The organism is Cupriavidus pinatubonensis (genome assembly GCF_019602855.1).
In the GTDB taxonomy this organism is placed as follows: domain Bacteria; phylum Pseudomonadota; class Gammaproteobacteria; order Burkholderiales; family Burkholderiaceae; genus Cupriavidus; species Cupriavidus pinatubonensis.
Window position 1 is genome coordinate 2,979,405 of record NZ_CP080767.1, and the last position, 18,456, is coordinate 2,997,860.

Below are 18,456 nucleotides of genomic sequence, written 5' to 3' on the forward strand. Positions count from 1 at the left end.
GCCCAAGAAAAGAGGAGTTATTCTGAAGCGGCCCTCGAAGAAACGATCGGCAGCCAAGGCGAGCCAAGACATCAGCTCCCACACCATAGGGGGACAGCGGAAAGACATGCGCACGCGCTATCATTTCGGTAAAGTTGCCTGCTGCCCCACTCAGCCGCCGGGCGACAGGACAGGATTTGCAGCTTCCACTGTGCGAAGCATCACCCGCGCCGTGGTCAAGCGCGGAGGGACTATCTCGAGCCCAGGCACAGCGAACTTGGCCTCATCGGGGAGGCGGGTCTCAGCCGCGAGGATCGCAAATACCCAAGGGTACGAAACTCTAATCCTGTAGCCCGTTAAATTGGTGCCGAACACCGTCTCCGTCCTCACTTTGAATCATCACCGTCATGATGTTTACGTCCGACAGTCACTTGCCCGACGTCACCGTTCTTTTTGGAACACAAACGGCACTCAATAGGCCGCTGCCTCCGAACACCGTCCTAATCGTGCCAAGCAGCGACTCGTGGAATGACTTCGGCCTTCACAGCCGTGTGGACGTGCGTATGCGCCTTGGTGAAGATGCGAAGGAACATCACGCTTTCAGCTTTATTGGGTTTCTCACGAACACCCCGAGCGAGCCGAACGGTATATCACCACTCAACGACCTACTCAAAGGGGCCGAACAACTCACGATACCGGCTACGGACAGCCATCGCTTCTTCACCATGCTGCCCGACATGGAGTCCTATCGTGCCATCGTGCGAGCCTTCGGAAGCCAGCATGCGTTCGTGGCTCTCAAAGCCATGAAGGACCTCGTAGCACTGCGCGCGACGGCGCCCCGACCAAACTGGCTCGACCTTGCTACCCGGACGCGCGTGTTCCAAGTGTCGTTTATGCGGAATACGGAGTCCTATTTTGCGTTCAAGAACGCGGCGTCGGTCCTCCGCGAACTGGAATTCGAGGAGACTCGCGAACTGTCCAGATCGCTGCGCATTACATTTGCTTTGGCCGGCCGACCCGATTCCCATGATTTGACTTTCGATTTCGACCATGACGGCACACTGCCCAAGCGCATTGCGGTTGTGATCGGCAAGAATGGCGTCGGCAAGAGCCAGACGTTGGGGCGCATCGCCAAGGCGGCGCTGGGCGGCCACAAATCACTAAGGGATGGAGACAGCGGTGAGCGCCCACTGTTCAATCGTGTGCTCGCCTTCGCGCCAAGCAACGAAGCACATTCCGTGTTCCCTACGGAGCAATGGCAACGCCCGCGCGTGCGGTACTACCGCTTCTCTCTCAATCGCTCTCGCGACAGATCGCGCAACACGCACCACGTCACCGACAAGATCGTTCAGCTTGCTCGTTCCGTCGACCGGATTGGTAAACGATCGCGCTGGGAAATCTTTCTCAGCGCGATCCGAGCCATCGACCGTTGGGAAGAACTTTCCCTTCCCAACCGGGACAAGCCGGCCGAACCCCTTGCACTGGAAAGTCTGCCTCGAGCAAGTGAGCAGCGGCTCCTAGAACGTCTGAGCAGTGTCCACATCGACAAGGAGCCGATACGCGTGCTCGATGGATCCAGCTATCCGTTGAGCAGCGGCGAGATATCGTTCCTGCGCTTTGCGGCACAAGCTAGTCTGCATATCGATAATGGCTCTCTGCTTCTCCTGGATGAGCCTGAAACACACCTGCATCCCAATTTCGTTAGCCAATTTGCCGCCCTGCTCGATCGCCTGCTCGACCAAACCGGTTCTGCGGCGATCATTGCCACGCACTCGGCCTATTTCGTGCGGGAAGTATTTCAAAGCCAGGTCCTCGTGCTGCGCCAGGATGCAACTGGTCGTGTTTCGTCTGAGCGGCCACGACTGAGAACCTTCGGTGCTGACGTCGGGGCGATCTCACATTTCGTCTTTGGCGAAGACGAGCCGTCGCGCATGGCTAGCGATGTCGAACGGCGATTGAAAACAGCCTTCAACACGTGGCAAGAACTGTATGACGTGTATAAGGACGAGCTGTCGCACGAAATGCTCGGTGCCTTGCGCGACGCGATGGAGACGTGACCATGAACAAGCTGCCTCGCCCTCCTTACGATGACGCGGTCATTCTGCAAAAGCTCACGCAGAACAAGCGACTCAAGAGTTACCCACACCTGCAGTCACAAGCGGCGATGCTGCATCTAGCATATGCCCAGTACGAAGCTGTAGCGGGCAATGTCCACCACGTAAACGCCGTTCCCATCGGCAACGCCATCGCAGATTATCTGCGGAGCCACTACGAGAGTCCCGGCAAGGATCTCGCTCACATTGAAGCAATTCGCGCTGAGCACGAGCATCGCACCTGCCCGATGTGTGGGTCCTTTCACAGCGGCACGCTGGACCACGTGCTACCCCAAGCTGATTATCCTGCGTTTGCGCTGTTCTCGCGGAATCTCGTTCCGGCGTGCAAGTGCAACAGCAAGCGTGGCAATATTGTTGCTGGCGCAGCGAACGAACGCATCCTGCACCCCTACTTCGACCATTGCCTAACCGAAAGGCTGATTCGGGCGGATTTCTCCGATCTGGGAGCAGTTCCGGGAATTACACTGCAATTGTGTATCGATGGGGCGCATCCCTACTATGCTCCGGTGGCCTTTCATGCTGCCACCATTGTCGGTCGCTCGGCCATCCTGCGGTACTTGCGCGACCGCTGGTTAGCACTGTGCCGCAGGCCAAGCCTGGCGGTACGAGCCCTAGTGCGGAATCCCGCCACCGAGGCCGCTCTCCGTCGCATCCTATCGGACGAGCTCGAGTTGCTCGATGATGAGCATGGCAGCAAGAACAATTGGAACTCGGCCTTCATCGCGGGAGTAATGGAGCCTCATGTCGTGACGTGGCTTTACCAACGGATGCACGCACCCGGACGAGCGTCAAACGCCCCTCTTCTCTGATAGGAATTGTCTGCATCCACACCAGCCGCCCCGCGCGGCGTTGCGGCGCGTTACATGTACCAGCCGAAGGGCTTCCCGAACCCTCCCCAGCGGTACTCAAGGGCGCGACCCAGTACGCAATTGAAGGGTCAACGAAGATCGGTCCTCAGCCGGTTCCGGATAAACAACGTGATGAGCTTGTCAATGTCGCTTTGGCGACAACGAGCCCCATCTTTGCTGCGGCGGCTGCCTCACAGCCATGCGGCCCATCGGACTGGCAGTCCCGAGACAGCATTGTGCAAAGGTACGCGATCTCGCAGGGTCTCACTCCCACCATCTTGGAGAGTCAGGTAGATGTCCAAGCGCGACGCTTGTGCGTCCTGGATCGCATCTACAGAGAATCTATTTATTGGTCACTGTCGGACAAAGGTAAAGAGGGATTCAATTCCACCATTGCAGCGTTGAAGGTCGGAGGTTATTCGAAGATCCGAACGATTCTTCGTAGCAGCTTTTCGACGCTGGATGACGCCGATTTTTTTTGAGCGTGGCTTCCAATCAAGTGGTGGACAGGGGCAACGCCGTAATCATCGTGGGAGCTGCCCACCTGCCCGGCCCGGAAGGATTGATTTCACTACTAGGCCCGTGGGACGTCGGGCAGCCCAGCGCAACGGGAGACACCACAATCTGCTGATGCGCGAACAAGGCTCGAAGGGTACCTACCGCATCGTTTTCAGGTACAGCCGTCTCATTTGCGAAGATGCCCTCTTGCAATGTGTGAAACGAAATGAAGCACTCCCTCCAATCGTCCCCGCACCCACACCACCTCTCACACAGGTTAGAAGATGTGCTTTACCCCAATCATCGTCCCGAACTGGTTACCACCCGGCACCGGATTACTGCCGGAAGCGCCGCTGCTTACCGAGAGCGCAAGCTGGCCACGATTGTCGATAAAGCCAGCCGTTGCATAGACGGAGGTTCGCTTCGAGAACGCATAAGCCGCACGTGCGGCGTACAGGAATGCCTTGTTGCCGCTATTGTGGAACTTGAGGTAGTAGACCTCGCCAGACAACGTAACGGCCGGCGTAATGTCGTACATGACACCGCCGTACCAGAGGTCAGAACGAGGAGTAGGGCTGCCGTCGTTGTCCCGGCGGATCACACCTGCGCCGATTTTTGCGCGGTCCAACAATACATAGCCGCCCAAGGACAAGCGGTCATCACGCATGCCGCTGCTGGTCAGTCCCGCAAACGCGCCAGGCCCTCCGCGCTGCGAATCGTAGACGGCTGATAGCCCCCACCAAGTGGTGGAGTACTGAATCATGGCCGACCATTCGCGACAAGCCGACTTATCAGCCGGGTTTTCGCCCGCGCAGTTTGTCCCTGCCGGGCTCGGTCCTGCGTTAACGGCATCGCGCCCGAAGCTGTAGCTAGCGCCAACGGTAAGGCCACCGAACTTACCCTTATACGTCACTGCATTGTCGGCGCGCGCGTTCGGCAGATAGCTATCGAGCGAGCCGGACCCATAGATATTTGGACCCAGGATGTCTGAATCCAATGTGCCCCAGAAGGTCATGGTGTATTGCCGGCCCAGACCAACTTGACCCCATGGACCCGACAGCCCGACAAAGGCCTGCCGTCCAACCAGCCTTCCACCCTGGCCGGCTGTCCCCGCGTCCGGACCGAAACCAGACTCAAGCACGAACAGCCCCCTTAGGCCGCCGCCCAAATCTTCCGTCCCTCGCAAGCCCCAACGCGAAGGCACCGTTCCCGTAATGTTCGGCATGCGCACCAGGGCGTTGCCCGCAGTGCCTACGTTATTGACATACTCGACGCCAGTGTCGATCACGCCATACATCGTGACCGAAGACTGGGCTGACGCGGCGCTTGGCGCCGTCGCGCTCAGAACGGTCACTGCAAGCAGCGCACCGGGCGCCACCTTTTTAAAACCCTGCCTCAACATCTTTTCTCTCCTCCTGTTACCGACTTCTGTGGATAAGTCTTTTGTTGTCGCCCACGAGACACCTATACGGATTTAGGCGCCTCTGCGTCCCGGCGATAGACCGGTGTGGTCTGAAACTCTCACCCTGATGGAATGCCTCGACGGGTAATTCCTATACTTCTATTTTCTAGAATACTACTCTAGAATACTAGGCAGCGGTGCACGGAGACGCCAATATTTCCGTGTACCTCCAGCGACAAACGACATCGCGCCCCCGCCGGCGCAAGTCGTCCGCCTGGCACTCAATTGGGGAGTCTCATGTCAATGCAACTGAAAGGTAAGGTCGCCCTCGTGACCGGCGCGGCAAGTGGTCTCGGGCGCGCCATCGTTGAACGTTTCTTGAAGGAGGGCGCAAGCGTGGTCGCGCTCAGTCGAAGCGAGCCCCAGCCGGACTTTAGCGCTGACGCGGTCTTGCGTTTCGTGCCTATGACGGGAGACGTGCGCTCCAGCGTGGACAATGAAAGGGCCGTGGAAGTGGCTTTGGAGCGGTTCGGTCGACTTGATGCTTTCGTAGGTAATGCTGGTATCTATGACAACCGCAAGCCCTTGGATTCTTTCACCTCAAATGAGCTAGATGCAGCCTTTAATGAGCTTTTCGACGTGAACGTGAAAGGCTACATGCTCGGCGCTCTTGCGGCGCTGCCGGCACTTCGAATATCGCGCGGCTCCATCATCTTTTCGAGTTCGCTGTCCGGTGCACATGCAGGCTTCGGCGGACCTCTGTATGTGGCGTCAAAACACGCCATCAATGGCCTAACCAAGCAACTGGCGCTGGAATTGTCGCCACATGTCCGGGTAAACGCAGTCGCGGCCGGATACGTGCCGACAGGGCTACGTGGCGTCAACAGCATCGGCCAGGGCAAGAATCCGAAAGTGCCGGAAGCCGCAGATCTTCCCCTTCAAGTTATCGGAACCCCAGAGGACTACGCATCGGCCTACGTCTTCTTGGCCTCGGATGCGTGCGCACGTATCGCCTCAGGAACGATCCTGCAACTGGATGGCGGCGCCGCAGTGCACGGGCCTCGAAAGTAAGTTCATTTACAAGTTTTTTGGCTTAAATAGAAATCAAGGAGACACGCAATGAGCTCGTCCCACACCGAAACAAAGATCAGCCTCGATGCACTGCGCCCACCCCGCGTCCGCGAAGATGCTCACATTGGCTCACATGCAGCCCAAGACCTCGTGTCGAGCGATGGATCGGGGGTCGACCGTCGCGTGTTCGTCGACCCGGAAATCTATCAACTCGAGCAGCAGAAGATCTTCGCTAAATGCTGGCTCTATGTCGGCCACGAAAGCGAACTGCCCGATCGCGGATCGTTCCTTTCGACGACGATGGCCGAAGACCCCGTCTTTGTGGTTCGAGACAAAGAAGGTCAACTGAGGGCCTTCCTCAACAGTTGCACGCATCGCGGGGCGAAGGTCTGCCGCGCCGACTCGGGCAGCGCAAACTCCTTCAAATGCCCGTACCACGGGTGGACTTTCAACACCGAGGGAGCACTGATTTCCGTCCCTCGACTCGGCACCGTTTACGGCGACTGCTTCGACCGCCATCAACATGGTCTCCGCGAGGTGCCGAATGTCGACTCCTTCGGGGGAATGATCTTCGCCTCCTGGGATCCTGCAGCTCCTACCTTAAAAGAGTATCTCGGAGACATGACCTTCTACCTTGAGTTGATGCTATCAAGGATGGAAGGCGGCACCGAGGTGGTTGGCGGCGTCCACAAATGGACGATTGACGTGAACTGGAAAATCCCAGCCGAGAACTTCGCCGGTGATCACTACCACGTGCCATCCACCCACGGCGCGGGCGTCGACATGGGCTATCGCAGTCCGCTTTCGAACGACGGATATTGCATCCACACTGGCAATGGCCACTCGATCGGCACCGAACGCGGTGGTGCGCAAAAAGGTGATGCCGTGCGTACGGACTACGACGGGTTCCTTGCCGAAATGCGGGCGCAACTTGTGGCGAAGTACGGCGCCGCGGCCGAAGATTTTGTACCCATCGGCGTGGGAACCATTTTCCCCAACATGTCTTTCATGGACACAGCCCGGTTCCGCACGTTCCGCGTATGGCATCCACGCGGTCCAGGGAAAATTGAAATTCACTCGTGGTGTGTCGTCGATAAGGCACTGCCGGACGAGCTCAAGGCTGCCACCCGGCAAACCTACTCACTGGCATTCGGTCCGAGCGGAATCTTCGAGCAAGATGACGGCGACATTTGGCAGAGCGTACAGGACTCGATGAAAGGATACGTCGGAAGACAAGGTCGCCTGAATTACGAAATGGGCTTGGGACGCGAGATGCCAACATCCGAGCGCTACGGCTCTGCATTTCCTGGAAGCACAAGCGATATGTTGATGACGGAAGCGAATCAGCGAGCGTTCTACCGTCACTATGCATCGCTCATGACGGACGCCAAAAAGTAAGCGCTTGGGCTTCCAATCATCAACGCCAGGAAAAGATACGGAAATGACCGCGACAACCCCAAACCATGCCATTTGGCAACAAGTTGAAGCCTTCCACCGCAAGGAAGTACAGCTATTGCAGGATCGGCGATATCGTGAATGGCTCGACCTGATGGACAAATCCATCAGTTATCGAGTCCCAGTGACTACATTTACGACGCAAGGCTTGGTCGCCCGAGATGACCAACTCGGGTACTACGATGAGAACTTCGAGCTATTGGAGGCGCGCGTCGCAAAACTTGAGAGCAAGCAGTCCTGGGTTGAGCAACCTCCGTCCCGACTGCGGTACTTTGTGCAACTCGTCGATCTGTCGCAATCCGAGGGTCAAACGCTCGTGGCACGGAGCAACCTTCTGCTACTCCAGCATCGCTGGAACATGGAGCAACAGTTCAGCGGTGAACGCACCGATACGTTTGAGTTGTCCGAACAAGGCCTTCGCCTTAAGAAGCGCCTGGTAATCCTGGATCGGCAAGCCGTTGCCAACCAGGGTCTGAGCGTCTTCTTCTAAGCTGGAGTAGTTCGGTGATCATCGCAGCGACAGTTCACTTTCCCTACATGACCGCATCGCCAGAGAGCGCTTGCGAAGACCATGTTCATGCAACCATGAGCGGCTTCGATCGACTCGGGCGCGCGTTTGCAGACGCCGACGTTGATACGATCATCGCTATTACAAGCGAGCACATCGTCAATCTTCAACCGCGCCTCGCGCCCGCATTTACCATCGGCGTTGGTCAACGACATCGTGCTTTTCCCGAGCCGCACTTTAACCTGTCACCCATCGAGCGACGTGGCGACCCCGACTTCGCACAAGCAATTCTGCGCGATCTGTATGCCGAGGGATTCGAACTCGCCCATTCCAGCGACCTTCGTCTGGATCACGGTACGACGTTGCCGCTTGAACTCATGGAAATTCCAGACGAAGTCGCCATCATTCCGATCATCGTCAATAGCATCTTCCATCCGCTCCCAACGCTCACGCGATGCCGAGACCTTGGCGTAGCCATCGCGAATGCCATCGCTCGCGTACAGCCCTCGCGGAGAGTCGGCATCCTAGCCACGGGAGGAATTTCACACACAGTCGGCGCGCCTGGCGTCAACGGCAATGACCAGTCATTCGATGCTGACTTCATGAACGCCATGTTGCGGGGCGATGTCGACCACGCCTGTTGCTACTCTGATGCCCTGCTCAATGAGGTAGGAAATGGCACCCACGAGATCCGAAACTGGATTGTAGCCGCGGGGGCGGCACATCGACGAAAGCCTGAAGTTGTCACCGAAATTCCATTTGCCGCCGGCTGGAATAGCGGTGTATTTCAACTTCTGTGGAGTGAATAATGATCGACCCCGCCCTCACGCAATTTCTTATCGATATTACCCGCGGATTCAAAGCAGTCGAATTTAAAACCGATCCTCGGAAAACCGTGGAAAATTCCGACCTGGAGCTTCCGCTCCAGGACGCTATCCTACAGCAGGACATCGCGGGGCTCTGGTTGGCACGAGCCCACCCCATGGCCCTGCTTTACTTCTCACGAGCATGCGGCTGGCGCAATGAGCGCTATTACGAGTGCATTGCGGCCGCGGAAGTCACAAAATCCGCTCAATGCGTTGACTCTCAACCAACCGTTCCCGAGCAGCAACAAATGCATCGATCGACCGCTCAACATGTTCCGTGATCGCGCGTCGGGCGGCCTCGCTGTCGCGTCGTTCGAGCGCGTTCACGATGTCTGCATGTTCGCGCATCACGTCGTCATTGCGAAGTGATGTCACACGTGTGCCGCTCGCCATCAGGTACATCTTGCCGCGGACGCTTAGCAACTCCCGACGGATTTGGCGCAAACCGGCAAGTTCGGCCATCCGAATATGGAATGCCTCGTCATTCGTGAACATGTCCTGATGCGTACGGCCCTTGCCCGCGAGAATCGCCCGCAACTCCTGAATGCCTTCTGGAGTACCAACCTCGCAAAGACGGGAGACAACCACCTGCTCAAGTGCCACACGAAGGAGGCGAATTTCACTGATGGCATCTTCGTCGAGTTCCGCAAGCCGGTAACCGCGCTTCGGGACAATGTCGACAACGCCATCGCGGTATAGGTTTAGGAGCGCTTCGCGGACTGGCGTACGAGACACCCCTAACGACTCGGCGAGCGTGTTCTCTGAGAAAAGTTGCCCACGAGCGATCTTCCCATCTCTTATCGCTCGACGGATTGTGTTGTAGGCCTGCTGCGAAAGATTCTCTTCGCGCGTACTGCTGGAATTGGTAGACATCGCGGAAGCCCAAGTGCGTTATGCAAATGATTTTACCGACATTTTCTGTTCAGAGGTAATTATGAATCTAGGTTTGAAAGACAGGGTTGCTATCGTTACCGGCGCCTCACGCGGACTAGGTCGCGCAACGGCGGAAGCGTTGGCCAACGAAGGCGCCAAGATCGTGGCAGTGGCACGCGGAAAGGAAGACCTTGAAGCGCTGCAAGCACAGCATCCGGACCGTTGCGCGGTGGTGGTTGGAGATCTACTGGAACCAGATGTCCCTCAGCGCGCGGTGGACGCGGCGCTGTCCGCTTTTGGTCGCCTGGACATCGCCATTGTCAATACGCCGGGCCCACGCTCCATCACCCCCCTCGAAGCGCAAGAGTCGGACTTCGAGGAAGCTTTCGCGAGAGTTTTCTATCCAGCCGTACGCCTCGTGCAAGCTGCTCAAGGGCCGATGTGCGACCGAGCGTGGGGGCGCATCTTCATCGTTTCGTCCACCAGTGTCAAGGCGCCGAAACCGTTCCTCAGTCTGTCAGCGGCATCGCGTAGCGCACTCTGGGCGTGGGCGAAGAGTGCTGCCCCAGCACTGTTTGAACACAATGTCACGATTAATGCCCTGTTCGCCGGGCCTCACGACACGGATCGCGCACGCGAGCTCGGCGTGAAGAAAGACCGCCCAATTGGGAGCCCCGAAGACTTCGGCCGCCTAGTGGCAGCGCTCTGCGGAGAGTCTTGTCGCTTCATCACCGGAACCGGCTATCTGATTGACGGTGGCGAACTAACCGGAATCTAGACATGACTCGACTTCATACAGTTTGTGCCGGGGAAGGGCCCCTCATCCTCTTTGTGCACGGAATTGGCTCAAGCGCGACGGCCTGGGAAAAACAGTTCGATCGCTTCGCCGGCCAATTCTCCTGCATTGCGCCCGATTTGCCAGGTTATGGAGACTCTGACGACCCGGACGGAGATGACCTGCTCAGCTTTGTGAATGCCGTGGCTGCCGTTCTCGACAACCGTGCGGCCCATGTCGTCGGGGTCTCGTTCGGCGCCCTAGTTTCTCTGGGATTGGCAAAGACGCATCCTCATCTCGTACGCTCGCTTACTTTGGCCGACGCCACACTAGGTCGAGCCAACGTCCCGCAGAGTGAGCGACTAGACTGGCTACGGCAGCGCAAACGGCTGTCAGAGGGGCTGGGCACACTGAGCGTGGAACGTGCGAAACAGATTGCCGGACCGCAAGCATCTGACAAAATCGTTCAAGAGATTGCCGCACATATGCGCCGAGCCAGGCCGCAGGGCTATATGGCCGTTGCCGCGGCAGTCGCAACTACTGACGCGCGCCCATGGCTTGGGTGCATCCAACAACCGGCATTGGTCGTATGTGGTGAACACGATACCGTCACAGGAATTGACGTCTCTCAGCATCTTTCCATGTCACTGCCTCACGCCCGATCGCTCTCCATCGCGGGGGCTGGCCATGCTCCACATATTGAAGAACCGGATCGCTTCTACCGACAGGTGAGCGCATTTATTCAAGAGATTCAGCAGTAGATCGATGAAATGGTGGGCGCGGGCACATTTTGAACATCATGCCAACCAGCGCCCACAGCTAAACGTAAGGTTAGAAGATGGAACCCATTGAACTTGTAGTCTCCTCTGTCCAGCAGGAAGCCCCTGGCATCCGAGGCATCACGCTGATCCGTGCCAGCGGCGATCCGCTGCCCGGCTGGACCGCCGGCGCCCATGTCGATGTGGAGATTCCTGGCGGCGGTCACCGCTCATACTCTCTCGTGAATACATCGGATCAAGCCGATGTGACAACATCTCCCTCGTCCTATCGCTTGGGCGTGCGTTTGGACGAAGCCGGCAGGGGCGGATCAGCATTCATGCATTTGCTGAAAAAGGGAGACACCCTCCGCGTGTCGCATCCGAAGAATAATTTTGCCTTAACCCCCACAGATGACGAGGTAGTTCTTCTCGCTGGCGGGATAGGTATCACACCCATTGCCTCCATGGCTGCCGAACTCCGCGCGCAAGGCAAGCGGTTCCGCTTAGTCTACGCGGCCCGCAATCGGATTGGGCTAGCCTTCTTTCAAGAGCTCACGAGGCTCTGTTCACCGACGTTGTGCGTGCATTGTGATGATGAGGGAGGCATGTACGACCTGCGTGCATTGATGGTTTCTCTCGAAACTCAGCCGCTCTATCTTTGCGGCCCGACGGCTTTGATCGATGCCGCAATCGCACTGGCGAAAGAACTGGGTTGGCAAGAGGGTCGCTTACGATTCGAACTCTTTAGCGCTGCGGCCCCCTCTGAAGGTGACACTGCTTTCGATGTCATTCTTTCCCGAAGTGGAAAACGGGTCCACGTCCGCGCTGATCAAACCATTCTTGACGCCCTGACAGATGCTGGCGAAACCCCTAATTGCGATTGTCGCTGTGGGGACTGCGGTCTTTGCCAAGTCGGTGTCATCGATGGCTTACCGGATCACCGGGACTATTACCTTAGCGAGAAGGAAAAGTCGAGCAACAAGTTCATCCAGATCTGTGTATCTCGGTCGAAAACCTCCGAGTTGACTCTGGATATCTAACATTCTACCGAATGACTTCCTATAGCCCCATCCTGGCCTGACCGATGAACACTAAAGAAGTTGCGAAGGCAACGTTTGACGCCCTGCATCAACGACCGTTCGATAAGGAGGAAATACGAGGCCAAACGTGGCTAACTCGTGGCACCAATTTCGTAATTGCCGTCACACCGATAGCCGGCTCTGCCCTACTTGTTCGCGATAGCAACCCGGATGAGTACATGGTGCTATTGAGTAACGTCAGCGGCAGCATTTGTACGACCGAGGAAGTGACGGAAGTCGATCCCGACAGTCTTGTCATCGTTCCTCCTGGACAAAGTTCGATTCGAATTTCTGGTATCGGTTACGTCGTTCGGGTCTTTTCGAATCGAGCGGAGGATCTTGCCAATCTCGCGGAAAACCACCACAAGTATTGCCACGTCGACGGCTCGCCACCGCTCGTTGACATCGGTCCTGCGCCTCTCGATGGATCGCGAGTTCGTCAATACGGTCTGGATGCACATTTGCTGGACGGAAGCAACATGCGTGTTTTCCGCAGCTCCAATCTCATGATTAACGTACTACGAAAGCGATCTGAGCCTCGTGACGTTACCAATCTCGGGCCACATGCCCACGAGGACTTTGAACAAGCATCGCTCACGCTCGAGGGAACTTACGTGCATCATCTCCGCTATCCTTGGAGCACTGACATGACAACCTGGCGCGAGGACGAACATGTATCTTTGGCAAGTCCCGCGGTCGTAATCATTCCCCCAACCGTGGTTCATGCAAGCCAAAACACTACGGGCGGCATCAGCTGGATGATCGATGTTTTTTCGCCCCCAAGAGCCGATTTCTGCCGCGCACCGGGTCTTGTTCGTAACAGTAACGAGTACCCTGCCGTAGCAACGTGAAGTTAAAACGGCGCGCCTAAACCGGCGCGCCGCTGTCGTTAGCTGCTCCGTCGACATTCGCGGCCGACCACCTTACGCAAAGCGAGAATTGGACGACAGCCTCGCCGGCGCCGCTGTCCACTCGGGCGTCGAACTTTCCGATACCACAAGGTCCTACTCATAAACTGACAAGCTCCTGAAGCAGGCGCATTGGCACCTGCGCGAGCTCGGGATTGCTCGCCGGATTCCGAGCTCGCGCGATTTAGTTTCTGGCGTCCGGCTTCAACGTGGCAAAAAGCGAGCTGAATGCGGCCACCACCATGAGCGGAATGCTAGCCAGCACGATCTGCACCGGAGACAGACCAAGCGCAAGCAGTTGGCCTGCTACGAGGGGGCCAACGATGGCGCCAACACGACCAACAGATACCGCAGCGCCAACACCGGTACCACGCACTCGAACCGGATACTTTGTGCTCGTCACCGAGTACAACAGCGATTGGGCCGCATTCATCAACATCCCCACCAGAAACGTTCCTACAAAGACGAGGGCCGCTGTGCGCATTGTCGTAAGTGACCACAAAAAGAAGGCTGCGCAGCCAAAAGTCGCTAGCACTGCCCAGGTCCTATAGCGACTATCCATCAAGCGCCCAATACACACCGCACCGATTGCGCCGCCCACGTTGTAGAAAACCTGTGCCGCACTCGCGTCGACCCGGGACACTCCAAGCTTCAACATGAAGGACGGAAGCCAGTTGAGGAGGAAATAGAAGACCGTAATCGTGCAAAGAAAGCTACCCCAGATCGCAATCGTTGTGACTGCTCGGCCCTCACCCCACAGTGCGAAAGAGACCGCCGACGATGCCCGGCTTGTAGCCGGATCAGTGGCCTTGGCCGCAATGAAGTGAGCCGACTCGTTCATGCCCCATGCGATAACCGGAATCAACAGGATCGGACACAGTCCGCCAATGTAAAACACATCCACCCAACCGCTATCCGACGGACTGAGCACACCAATAGCGGCCGCCACCGCCGCTCCAACCGGTAGGCCGGAGTACATGAAGCTGACGGCGGAGTTACGTCTTTCCGCTCCTACGGCCTCTGCACAAAGAGAAATCAGATTCGGCATAGCGGCACCGATGCCAAGGCCAGTAAAGAATCGCGCAGCGAGCAAACTGTGGAAATCCCAAATATGCGCGGTCGCGATGGAGCCGATGCCAAATAAGGCCACTGAGAGCATAAGAACATTCTTTCTCCCGAGCAGATCCGACGCCCGGCCACCAATGGCTGCCCCAGGAAGCAGGCCGATCGAACTGGCCGTAAATGCCCACCCCATCTCCACAAAGTTGAGCGAGTACTGCTGAGCAATACGGGCTGCGGTGACTCCCATCGATTGAAGGTCAAATCCTTCAAACAAAGCGATTGAAAAGCACAGGAAAAGCGTTGTGTACGTCGTGCTCCTGGATCCTACAGTTGTGTCCATTTTCTTCCTCCAATGTGAAGCCGGGTATTCGCCGCCCTTTCCTGCGGCTCATCCTCGAGATGCATGTACGTCCCCCAGTGCTTGGAATGCCTCCTTGCACCATCGGCAGCTGTTGACTTCTGAACCGCTCGATTGCTAGTATTCTAGAGTAGTATGCTAGACGGCGGTAGTAAGGTGAATCCAGTAGCCGCTACGTCGCGGGCGAAATGACCATCGCAGTGCAAGGAGAAAGCCATGAGTGGATTCAGGACTCGCAAACTTAGCGAGACAGAAGTGATTTCGTACGGGCCGGCCAGTGACCTGAGTCTCATCATTGGCGACGAAGAGGGCACAACACCGATCCGCGCCGCACTTCAAACTTGCCAGCCCGGTTATGAGGTGCCGATTCATTGCCATCCATACATTGAGTATCTGATCGTGCTCGAAGGCTCCGCGGAGTTCACGATCGAAGACGGTGGCACGCAAAAGGTGTTGCTAGGAAAAGGCGATTGCGTCGAACTCTTCCCAGGCATTTGGCACTCGTTTGCCACCAACAAGGAAGAAGTCACCCAACTGATGGGCATCCATGTCTCCCCAGACCGTATCGTGAATTACAAGCCTGGCGTGAAGACGGACTCGCGCGGCTTTCGCATTCAAGATGACGGCACTACTGCTGAGTACTGATAATGAGCGCGTCGATGGCATTTCACATGCGCCCTTCCATTCGCCCTGATAGTCGACCTAATGTTGTAAGGTTGGCCATGATCGGCTTCGGCGCAATTGGCCAGGAAGTTGTTCACCTGCTCGGAACGGATCAAAGACTTGCAGTCGCACAAATCGTCGTCCCGCCGACTGCTGTAGCTGAGACACGTGTCGTTGCGGCCCGCCTCGCGCCGCAGGCCCTTGTCGACTCACAGCTCGATTTTCGCGAAACCCATCGCCCCGATCTTGTGGTTGAATGTGCTGGTCACGGTGCTGTGCACAACCATGTACTACCTGCATTGCGCTTCGGCATTCCTTGCATCGTTGCTTCCGTCGGCGTCCTTCACGATACCTCGACATTCGAAAAACTGGACGCCGCCGCTCAAGAGGGACGAACCTGTGTCAGACTAATTCCGGGTGCGATTGGTGCAATCGATGCACTCGCAGCGGCCAGTATCGGCGGTTTGCTGTCGGTCACCTATGTGGGTAGGAAAGCACCACGAAGCTGGGTCGGCACGCCTGCCGAACAGGTCTGCGATTTGACAGCAATTGACAGCCCACATGAGATATTCAGTGGTACAGCGCGTGAAGCGGCTTCGCATTTTCCCTTGAACGCTAACGTCGCGGCCACTGTTGCAATTGCCGGGCTAGGTCTCGATAAGACAATGGTGAAGCTTGTTGCGGATCCCAACGTCGACCGCAACGTGCATACAGTCTACGCATCCGGTACGTTCGGGCGTTTCGAGATATCGATCGAAAATCGCCCGCTGCCGGGCAACCCAAAGACTTCAGCATTGGCAGCTTATAGCCTAGCAAAGGCGGTCCGGGACGCGTGTTCTACCATTGTTATGTAGTCGAGTTTGCATGACCGGTGGGCTGTCAAGAGGCAAGCACTCTGCCGCTGAACGCTCAGCGGCACTGCTAGTTTTTTAGAGCAAAGCCGGTGCTTCTGGCCGGTGATGCAACACAGCGAGTTCGCGGGAGCCGACGAACACAACTAGAGGCGACGTCAAGCCGTCGTGGATAAGAAACGGACCGTGTCTCAATGCGACAGAGCGCTGGTCATATGAGCTACGAGCCCAACAGTTGAACCCGTGTCCCGGTCGATCGTAGATAAAGACCTCGGAATCGCGCACCAACTTTTCTGGCAAACGTGATGGTGTAGCGTGCTGGCCCTGCCCTAAAAAATTGCATGATGGGCGAGAAGCTCTCATGCATTACTAGATGCTATGAAGGGCCGCGGAGGCAAGCCCCAATCAAATTAGACAAATGGGCCGCCGATATGGCGGGGGCGGACGCCCAATATCCGAATGCACCCAGCGTTTGAGGAGGAAGGAAGGCAATGCTGCAAAACATGACCCTGAGGAAAAAGCTCTTGCTGCCACTGGTGCTGAGCTGGATATGCCTGCTAGGCATCACGCTGTGGAATGCCTGGCAGACGCGCGCGCTGCGCCTGGAGGAACGTCGCCTCGACCTGATCCATGTTACAGACACAGCCATGTCGGTAGTAGCCGAGTACGAGGCGCTGGCCAGGGCAGGCAAGATGTCACAAGCCGAAGCCCAGCAGCAGGCGATGGGGCGCGTGCGCGCCATGCGCTTTGGCGCCGATGGCTACTTCACGCTGATGCGCACCGACACCGAAGTTCTGATGCATCCGCTCAACTCCGAGATCAACGGCAAAAAAATGGAGGAAATGAAGGACGCCAACGGTACCTCCCTGGGCCGCGAGATTGCCGACATCGCCAAGGGTCCTGGCAAGGGCTTCGTCGAATACCTATGGGCCAAGCCTGGCGCCGACGAGCCTCAGCCCAAGCTCGGCTACGTCGCCAACTTCGGGCCATGGGACTGGAACTTCATCGGTGGCCTGTACCTGGACGACATCCGGGGCGAGTCCCGAATCGCGCTGTACAAGGCCCTTGCCCTGCTGCTCGGCGTGGGCGCGCTGATGACGGTTGTCATGCTGCGCGTGGCGACCAGCCTTCAGAAGCAGCTTGGCGGTGAACCAGCGCTGACATCGCAAATTGCCGCCCGCATCGCCGAGGGCGATCTCGCCACTGTCGTTGAGCTGCGTCCCGGCGACGAGCACAGCGTCCTCTTCGCCATGCAGCAGATGCATTCGCGCCTGACGGGAGCGATCGGCAGCATCCGGGGCTCGGCCGATTCGATTGCCGGTGCGGCTAAGCAGATTGCCGCCGGCAACTCCGACCTGTCGCGGCGTAGCGAGGAACAGGCGGCCTCGCTGGAGGAGACCGCTGCCAGCATGGAACAGCTCACCAGCACGGTGCGCCAGAGCGCGGACAATGCACGCCAGGCAAACTGCCTTGCCGAGGGTGCGTCAGAGATCGCCGTACGCGGCGGCAGCATCGTCAGCCAGGTCGTGACAACCATGGGCGAAATCAAGGAAGCGTCGGGCAAGGTGGTCGACATCATCGGCGTGATCGAGGGCATCGCCTTCCAGACCAACATCCTTGCGCTGAATGCAGCGGTAGAGGCCGCGCGCGCCGGCGAGCAGGGCCGCGGCTTTGCCGTCGTGGCTGGCGAGGTGCGCACGCTGGCGCAGCGAAGCGCGACGGCGGCAAAGGAAATCAAGGCGCTGATCGGCAATTCGGCGCAACGCGTGGAAGTCGGCGCGGTGCTGGTCGAAGATGCAGGCAAAGCGATGGACGAGATCGTCGAGGCGGTCAAGCGCGTCACGGACCTAATGGGGGAGATGCGCGCAGCCACTGAAGAGCAGACCGGCGGCATCGAGCAAGTCAACCAGGCGGTTTCGCAGATGGACCGGATGGCGCAGCAGAACGCGGCGCTGGTCGAAGAAGCCGCCGCCGCGGCCGCATCGCTGGAAGACCAGGCGGCCGCCCTGCACCACGCCGTGGGCCAGTTCCGGCTCGCCGGCGGCTAAGCGGCGCGCCCCGTGGCAAGGTCATACCACCTGCCATGGCCCAGCGCTGAATCGTTGCTAAGCATGAAGCGGTCGTGCACACACTTCTTGCGGAATTGCGGATAGCGGGCACGGCCCGTAAAGAAATTGCCGCGCCAAGGTCGGCGATGACCTCGAACGTCCAGCCCTAGCGGGCGCAATATCGCCCCAGCACCTGCTTCTGCCGCTCAAGGTCATCCTTCTGGTAAAAGCTGATGGCATCACCGACGCGCTGGCATGTGCCCTGCGCGCGTTCGCTGGAGCGGCTCTTGCGGTAGCGGCCATCCGACACGCAAGTGATGGGCTTCCTATCGCCGGATTC

The 18,456-nt window shown here is 57.7% G+C and carries 16 protein-coding genes; 13 read left to right on the forward strand and 3 right to left on the reverse strand.

What is annotated here, in order from left to right:
• Positions 1–410 precede the first annotated feature (410 nt).
• Together K2O51_RS26500 and K2O51_RS26505 are read left to right on the forward strand one after the other, a co-directional pair.
• On the forward strand, positions 411–2,036 hold the full coding sequence (locus tag K2O51_RS26500) for an AAA family ATPase (RefSeq protein WP_220630978.1): 1,626 nt from the start codon (positions 411–413) through the stop codon (positions 2,034–2,036).
• 2 nt (positions 2,037–2,038) lie between these two features.
• A complete protein-coding gene (locus K2O51_RS26505; RefSeq protein ID WP_220630979.1) occupies positions 2,039–2,902 on the forward strand; it encodes an HNH endonuclease in 864 nt (287 codons plus the stop codon).
• A gap of 814 nt (positions 2,903–3,716) precedes the next feature.
• Here the strand turns inward: K2O51_RS26505 and K2O51_RS26510 are convergent.
• Entirely contained in the window at positions 3,717–4,841 is a 1,125-nt protein-coding gene (locus K2O51_RS26510; RefSeq protein WP_220630980.1) for a porin, read from the reverse strand.
• Positions 4,842–5,138: 297 nt separating this feature from the next.
• Between K2O51_RS26510 and K2O51_RS26515 the strand changes: the two genes are divergently transcribed.
• The 4 genes from K2O51_RS26515 to K2O51_RS26530 are packed head-to-tail and all read left to right on the forward strand — an operon-like array spanning position 5,139 to position 8,684.
• Positions 5,139–5,912 carry an SDR family NAD(P)-dependent oxidoreductase gene (locus K2O51_RS26515; RefSeq protein ID WP_220630981.1) on the forward strand — a complete coding sequence of 258 codons (774 nt, stop codon included), beginning with the start codon at positions 5,139–5,141 and terminating at the stop codon, positions 5,910–5,912.
• A gap of 48 nt (positions 5,913–5,960) precedes the next feature.
• Entirely contained in the window at positions 5,961–7,310 is a 1,350-nt protein-coding gene (locus K2O51_RS26520) for an aromatic ring-hydroxylating dioxygenase subunit alpha (RefSeq protein ID WP_220630982.1), read from the forward strand.
• 43 nt (positions 7,311–7,353) lie between these two features.
• A complete protein-coding gene (locus K2O51_RS26525; RefSeq protein WP_220630983.1) occupies positions 7,354–7,857 on the forward strand; it encodes an aromatic-ring-hydroxylating dioxygenase subunit beta in 504 nt (167 codons plus the stop codon).
• A 14-nt stretch (positions 7,858–7,871) separates the two neighbouring features.
• Positions 7,872–8,684 (forward strand): DODA-type extradiol aromatic ring-opening family dioxygenase, encoded by an 813-nt coding sequence (locus tag K2O51_RS26530; protein WP_220630984.1) that lies wholly within the window; start codon positions 7,872–7,874, stop codon positions 8,682–8,684.
• A 249-nt stretch (positions 8,685–8,933) separates the two neighbouring features.
• Here K2O51_RS26530 and K2O51_RS26535 read toward each other — a convergent pair whose 3' ends face one another.
• Entirely contained in the window at positions 8,934–9,614 is a 681-nt protein-coding gene (locus K2O51_RS26535; RefSeq protein ID WP_220630985.1) for a GntR family transcriptional regulator, read from the reverse strand.
• 13 nt (positions 9,615–9,627) lie between these two features.
• Here K2O51_RS26535 and K2O51_RS26540 point away from each other — a divergent pair, with 13 nt between their 5' ends.
• The 4 genes from K2O51_RS26540 to K2O51_RS26555 all read left to right on the forward strand — a co-directional run bounded on the left by K2O51_RS26540 (position 9,628) and on the right by K2O51_RS26555 (position 13,077).
• The gene (locus tag K2O51_RS26540; protein ID WP_220630986.1) at positions 9,628–10,392 is read left to right on the forward strand and encodes an SDR family NAD(P)-dependent oxidoreductase; all 765 of its coding nucleotides are present in this window, start codon (positions 9,628–9,630) and stop codon (positions 10,390–10,392) included.
• A gap of 2 nt (positions 10,393–10,394) precedes the next feature.
• The gene (locus K2O51_RS26545; protein ID WP_220630987.1) at positions 10,395–11,150 is read left to right on the forward strand and encodes an alpha/beta fold hydrolase; all 756 of its coding nucleotides are present in this window, start codon (positions 10,395–10,397) and stop codon (positions 11,148–11,150) included.
• A gap of 77 nt (positions 11,151–11,227) precedes the next feature.
• A complete protein-coding gene (locus K2O51_RS26550) occupies positions 11,228–12,187 on the forward strand; it encodes a PDR/VanB family oxidoreductase (RefSeq protein WP_220630988.1) in 960 nt (319 codons plus the stop codon).
• A gap of 44 nt (positions 12,188–12,231) precedes the next feature.
• A complete protein-coding gene (locus tag K2O51_RS26555; RefSeq protein WP_220630989.1) occupies positions 12,232–13,077 on the forward strand; it encodes a cupin domain-containing protein in 846 nt (281 codons plus the stop codon).
• A 241-nt stretch (positions 13,078–13,318) separates the two neighbouring features.
• On the opposite strand, the gene mhpT is transcribed toward K2O51_RS26555, so the two are convergent.
• Positions 13,319–14,536: a 3-(3-hydroxy-phenyl)propionate transporter MhpT gene (gene mhpT, locus K2O51_RS26560; RefSeq protein ID WP_220630990.1), complete on the reverse strand. Its 1,218-nt coding sequence runs from the start codon at positions 14,534–14,536 to the stop codon at positions 13,319–13,321.
• Between the two features lie 234 nt (positions 14,537–14,770).
• Between mhpT and K2O51_RS26565 the strand changes: the two genes are divergently transcribed.
• The 3 genes from K2O51_RS26565 (at position 14,771) to K2O51_RS26575 (ending at position 18,116) form a co-directional block, all read left to right on the forward strand.
• A complete protein-coding gene (locus K2O51_RS26565) occupies positions 14,771–15,199 on the forward strand; it encodes a cupin domain-containing protein (protein WP_220630991.1) in 429 nt (142 codons plus the stop codon).
• Positions 15,200–15,276: 77 nt separating this feature from the next.
• Positions 15,277–16,071: an aspartate dehydrogenase gene (locus K2O51_RS26570; protein ID WP_245001882.1), complete on the forward strand. Its 795-nt coding sequence runs from the start codon at positions 15,277–15,279 to the stop codon at positions 16,069–16,071.
• A gap of 488 nt (positions 16,072–16,559) precedes the next feature.
• Positions 16,560–18,116 (forward strand): methyl-accepting chemotaxis protein, encoded by a 1,557-nt coding sequence (locus K2O51_RS26575; protein WP_220630992.1) that lies wholly within the window; start codon positions 16,560–16,562, stop codon positions 18,114–18,116.
• The last annotated feature ends 340 nt before the right edge of the window (positions 18,117–18,456 follow it).

What these genes read in the sequence shown, in the direction of transcription:
- K2O51_RS26570 (WP_245001882.1), top strand. Translation starts at nt 15,277, where the DNA reads ATGATCGGCTTCGGCGCAATTGGCCAGGAAGTTGTTCACCTGCTCGGA.
- K2O51_RS26535 (WP_220630985.1), bottom strand. Translation starts at nt 9,614, where the DNA reads ATGTCTACCAATTCCAGCAGTACGCGCGAAGAGAATCTTTCGCAGCAG.
- K2O51_RS26515 (WP_220630981.1), top strand. Translation starts at nt 5,139, where the DNA reads ATGTCAATGCAACTGAAAGGTAAGGTCGCCCTCGTGACCGGCGCGGCA.
- K2O51_RS26525 (WP_220630983.1), top strand. Translation starts at nt 7,354, where the DNA reads ATGACCGCGACAACCCCAAACCATGCCATTTGGCAACAAGTTGAAGCC.
- K2O51_RS26565 (WP_220630991.1), top strand. Translation starts at nt 14,771, where the DNA reads ATGAGTGGATTCAGGACTCGCAAACTTAGCGAGACAGAAGTGATTTCG.
- K2O51_RS26555 (WP_220630989.1), top strand. Translation starts at nt 12,232, where the DNA reads ATGAACACTAAAGAAGTTGCGAAGGCAACGTTTGACGCCCTGCATCAA.
- K2O51_RS26505 (WP_220630979.1), top strand. Translation starts at nt 2,039, where the DNA reads ATGAACAAGCTGCCTCGCCCTCCTTACGATGACGCGGTCATTCTGCAA.
- K2O51_RS26510 (WP_220630980.1), bottom strand. Translation starts at nt 4,841, where the DNA reads ATGTTGAGGCAGGGTTTTAAAAAGGTGGCGCCCGGTGCGCTGCTTGCA.
- K2O51_RS26550 (WP_220630988.1), top strand. Translation starts at nt 11,228, where the DNA reads ATGGAACCCATTGAACTTGTAGTCTCCTCTGTCCAGCAGGAAGCCCCT.
- mhpT (WP_220630990.1), bottom strand. Translation starts at nt 14,536, where the DNA reads ATGGACACAACTGTAGGATCCAGGAGCACGACGTACACAACGCTTTTC.
- K2O51_RS26520 (WP_220630982.1), top strand. Translation starts at nt 5,961, where the DNA reads ATGAGCTCGTCCCACACCGAAACAAAGATCAGCCTCGATGCACTGCGC.
- K2O51_RS26545 (WP_220630987.1), top strand. Translation starts at nt 10,395, where the DNA reads ATGACTCGACTTCATACAGTTTGTGCCGGGGAAGGGCCCCTCATCCTC.
- K2O51_RS26575 (WP_220630992.1), top strand. Translation starts at nt 16,560, where the DNA reads ATGCTGCAAAACATGACCCTGAGGAAAAAGCTCTTGCTGCCACTGGTG.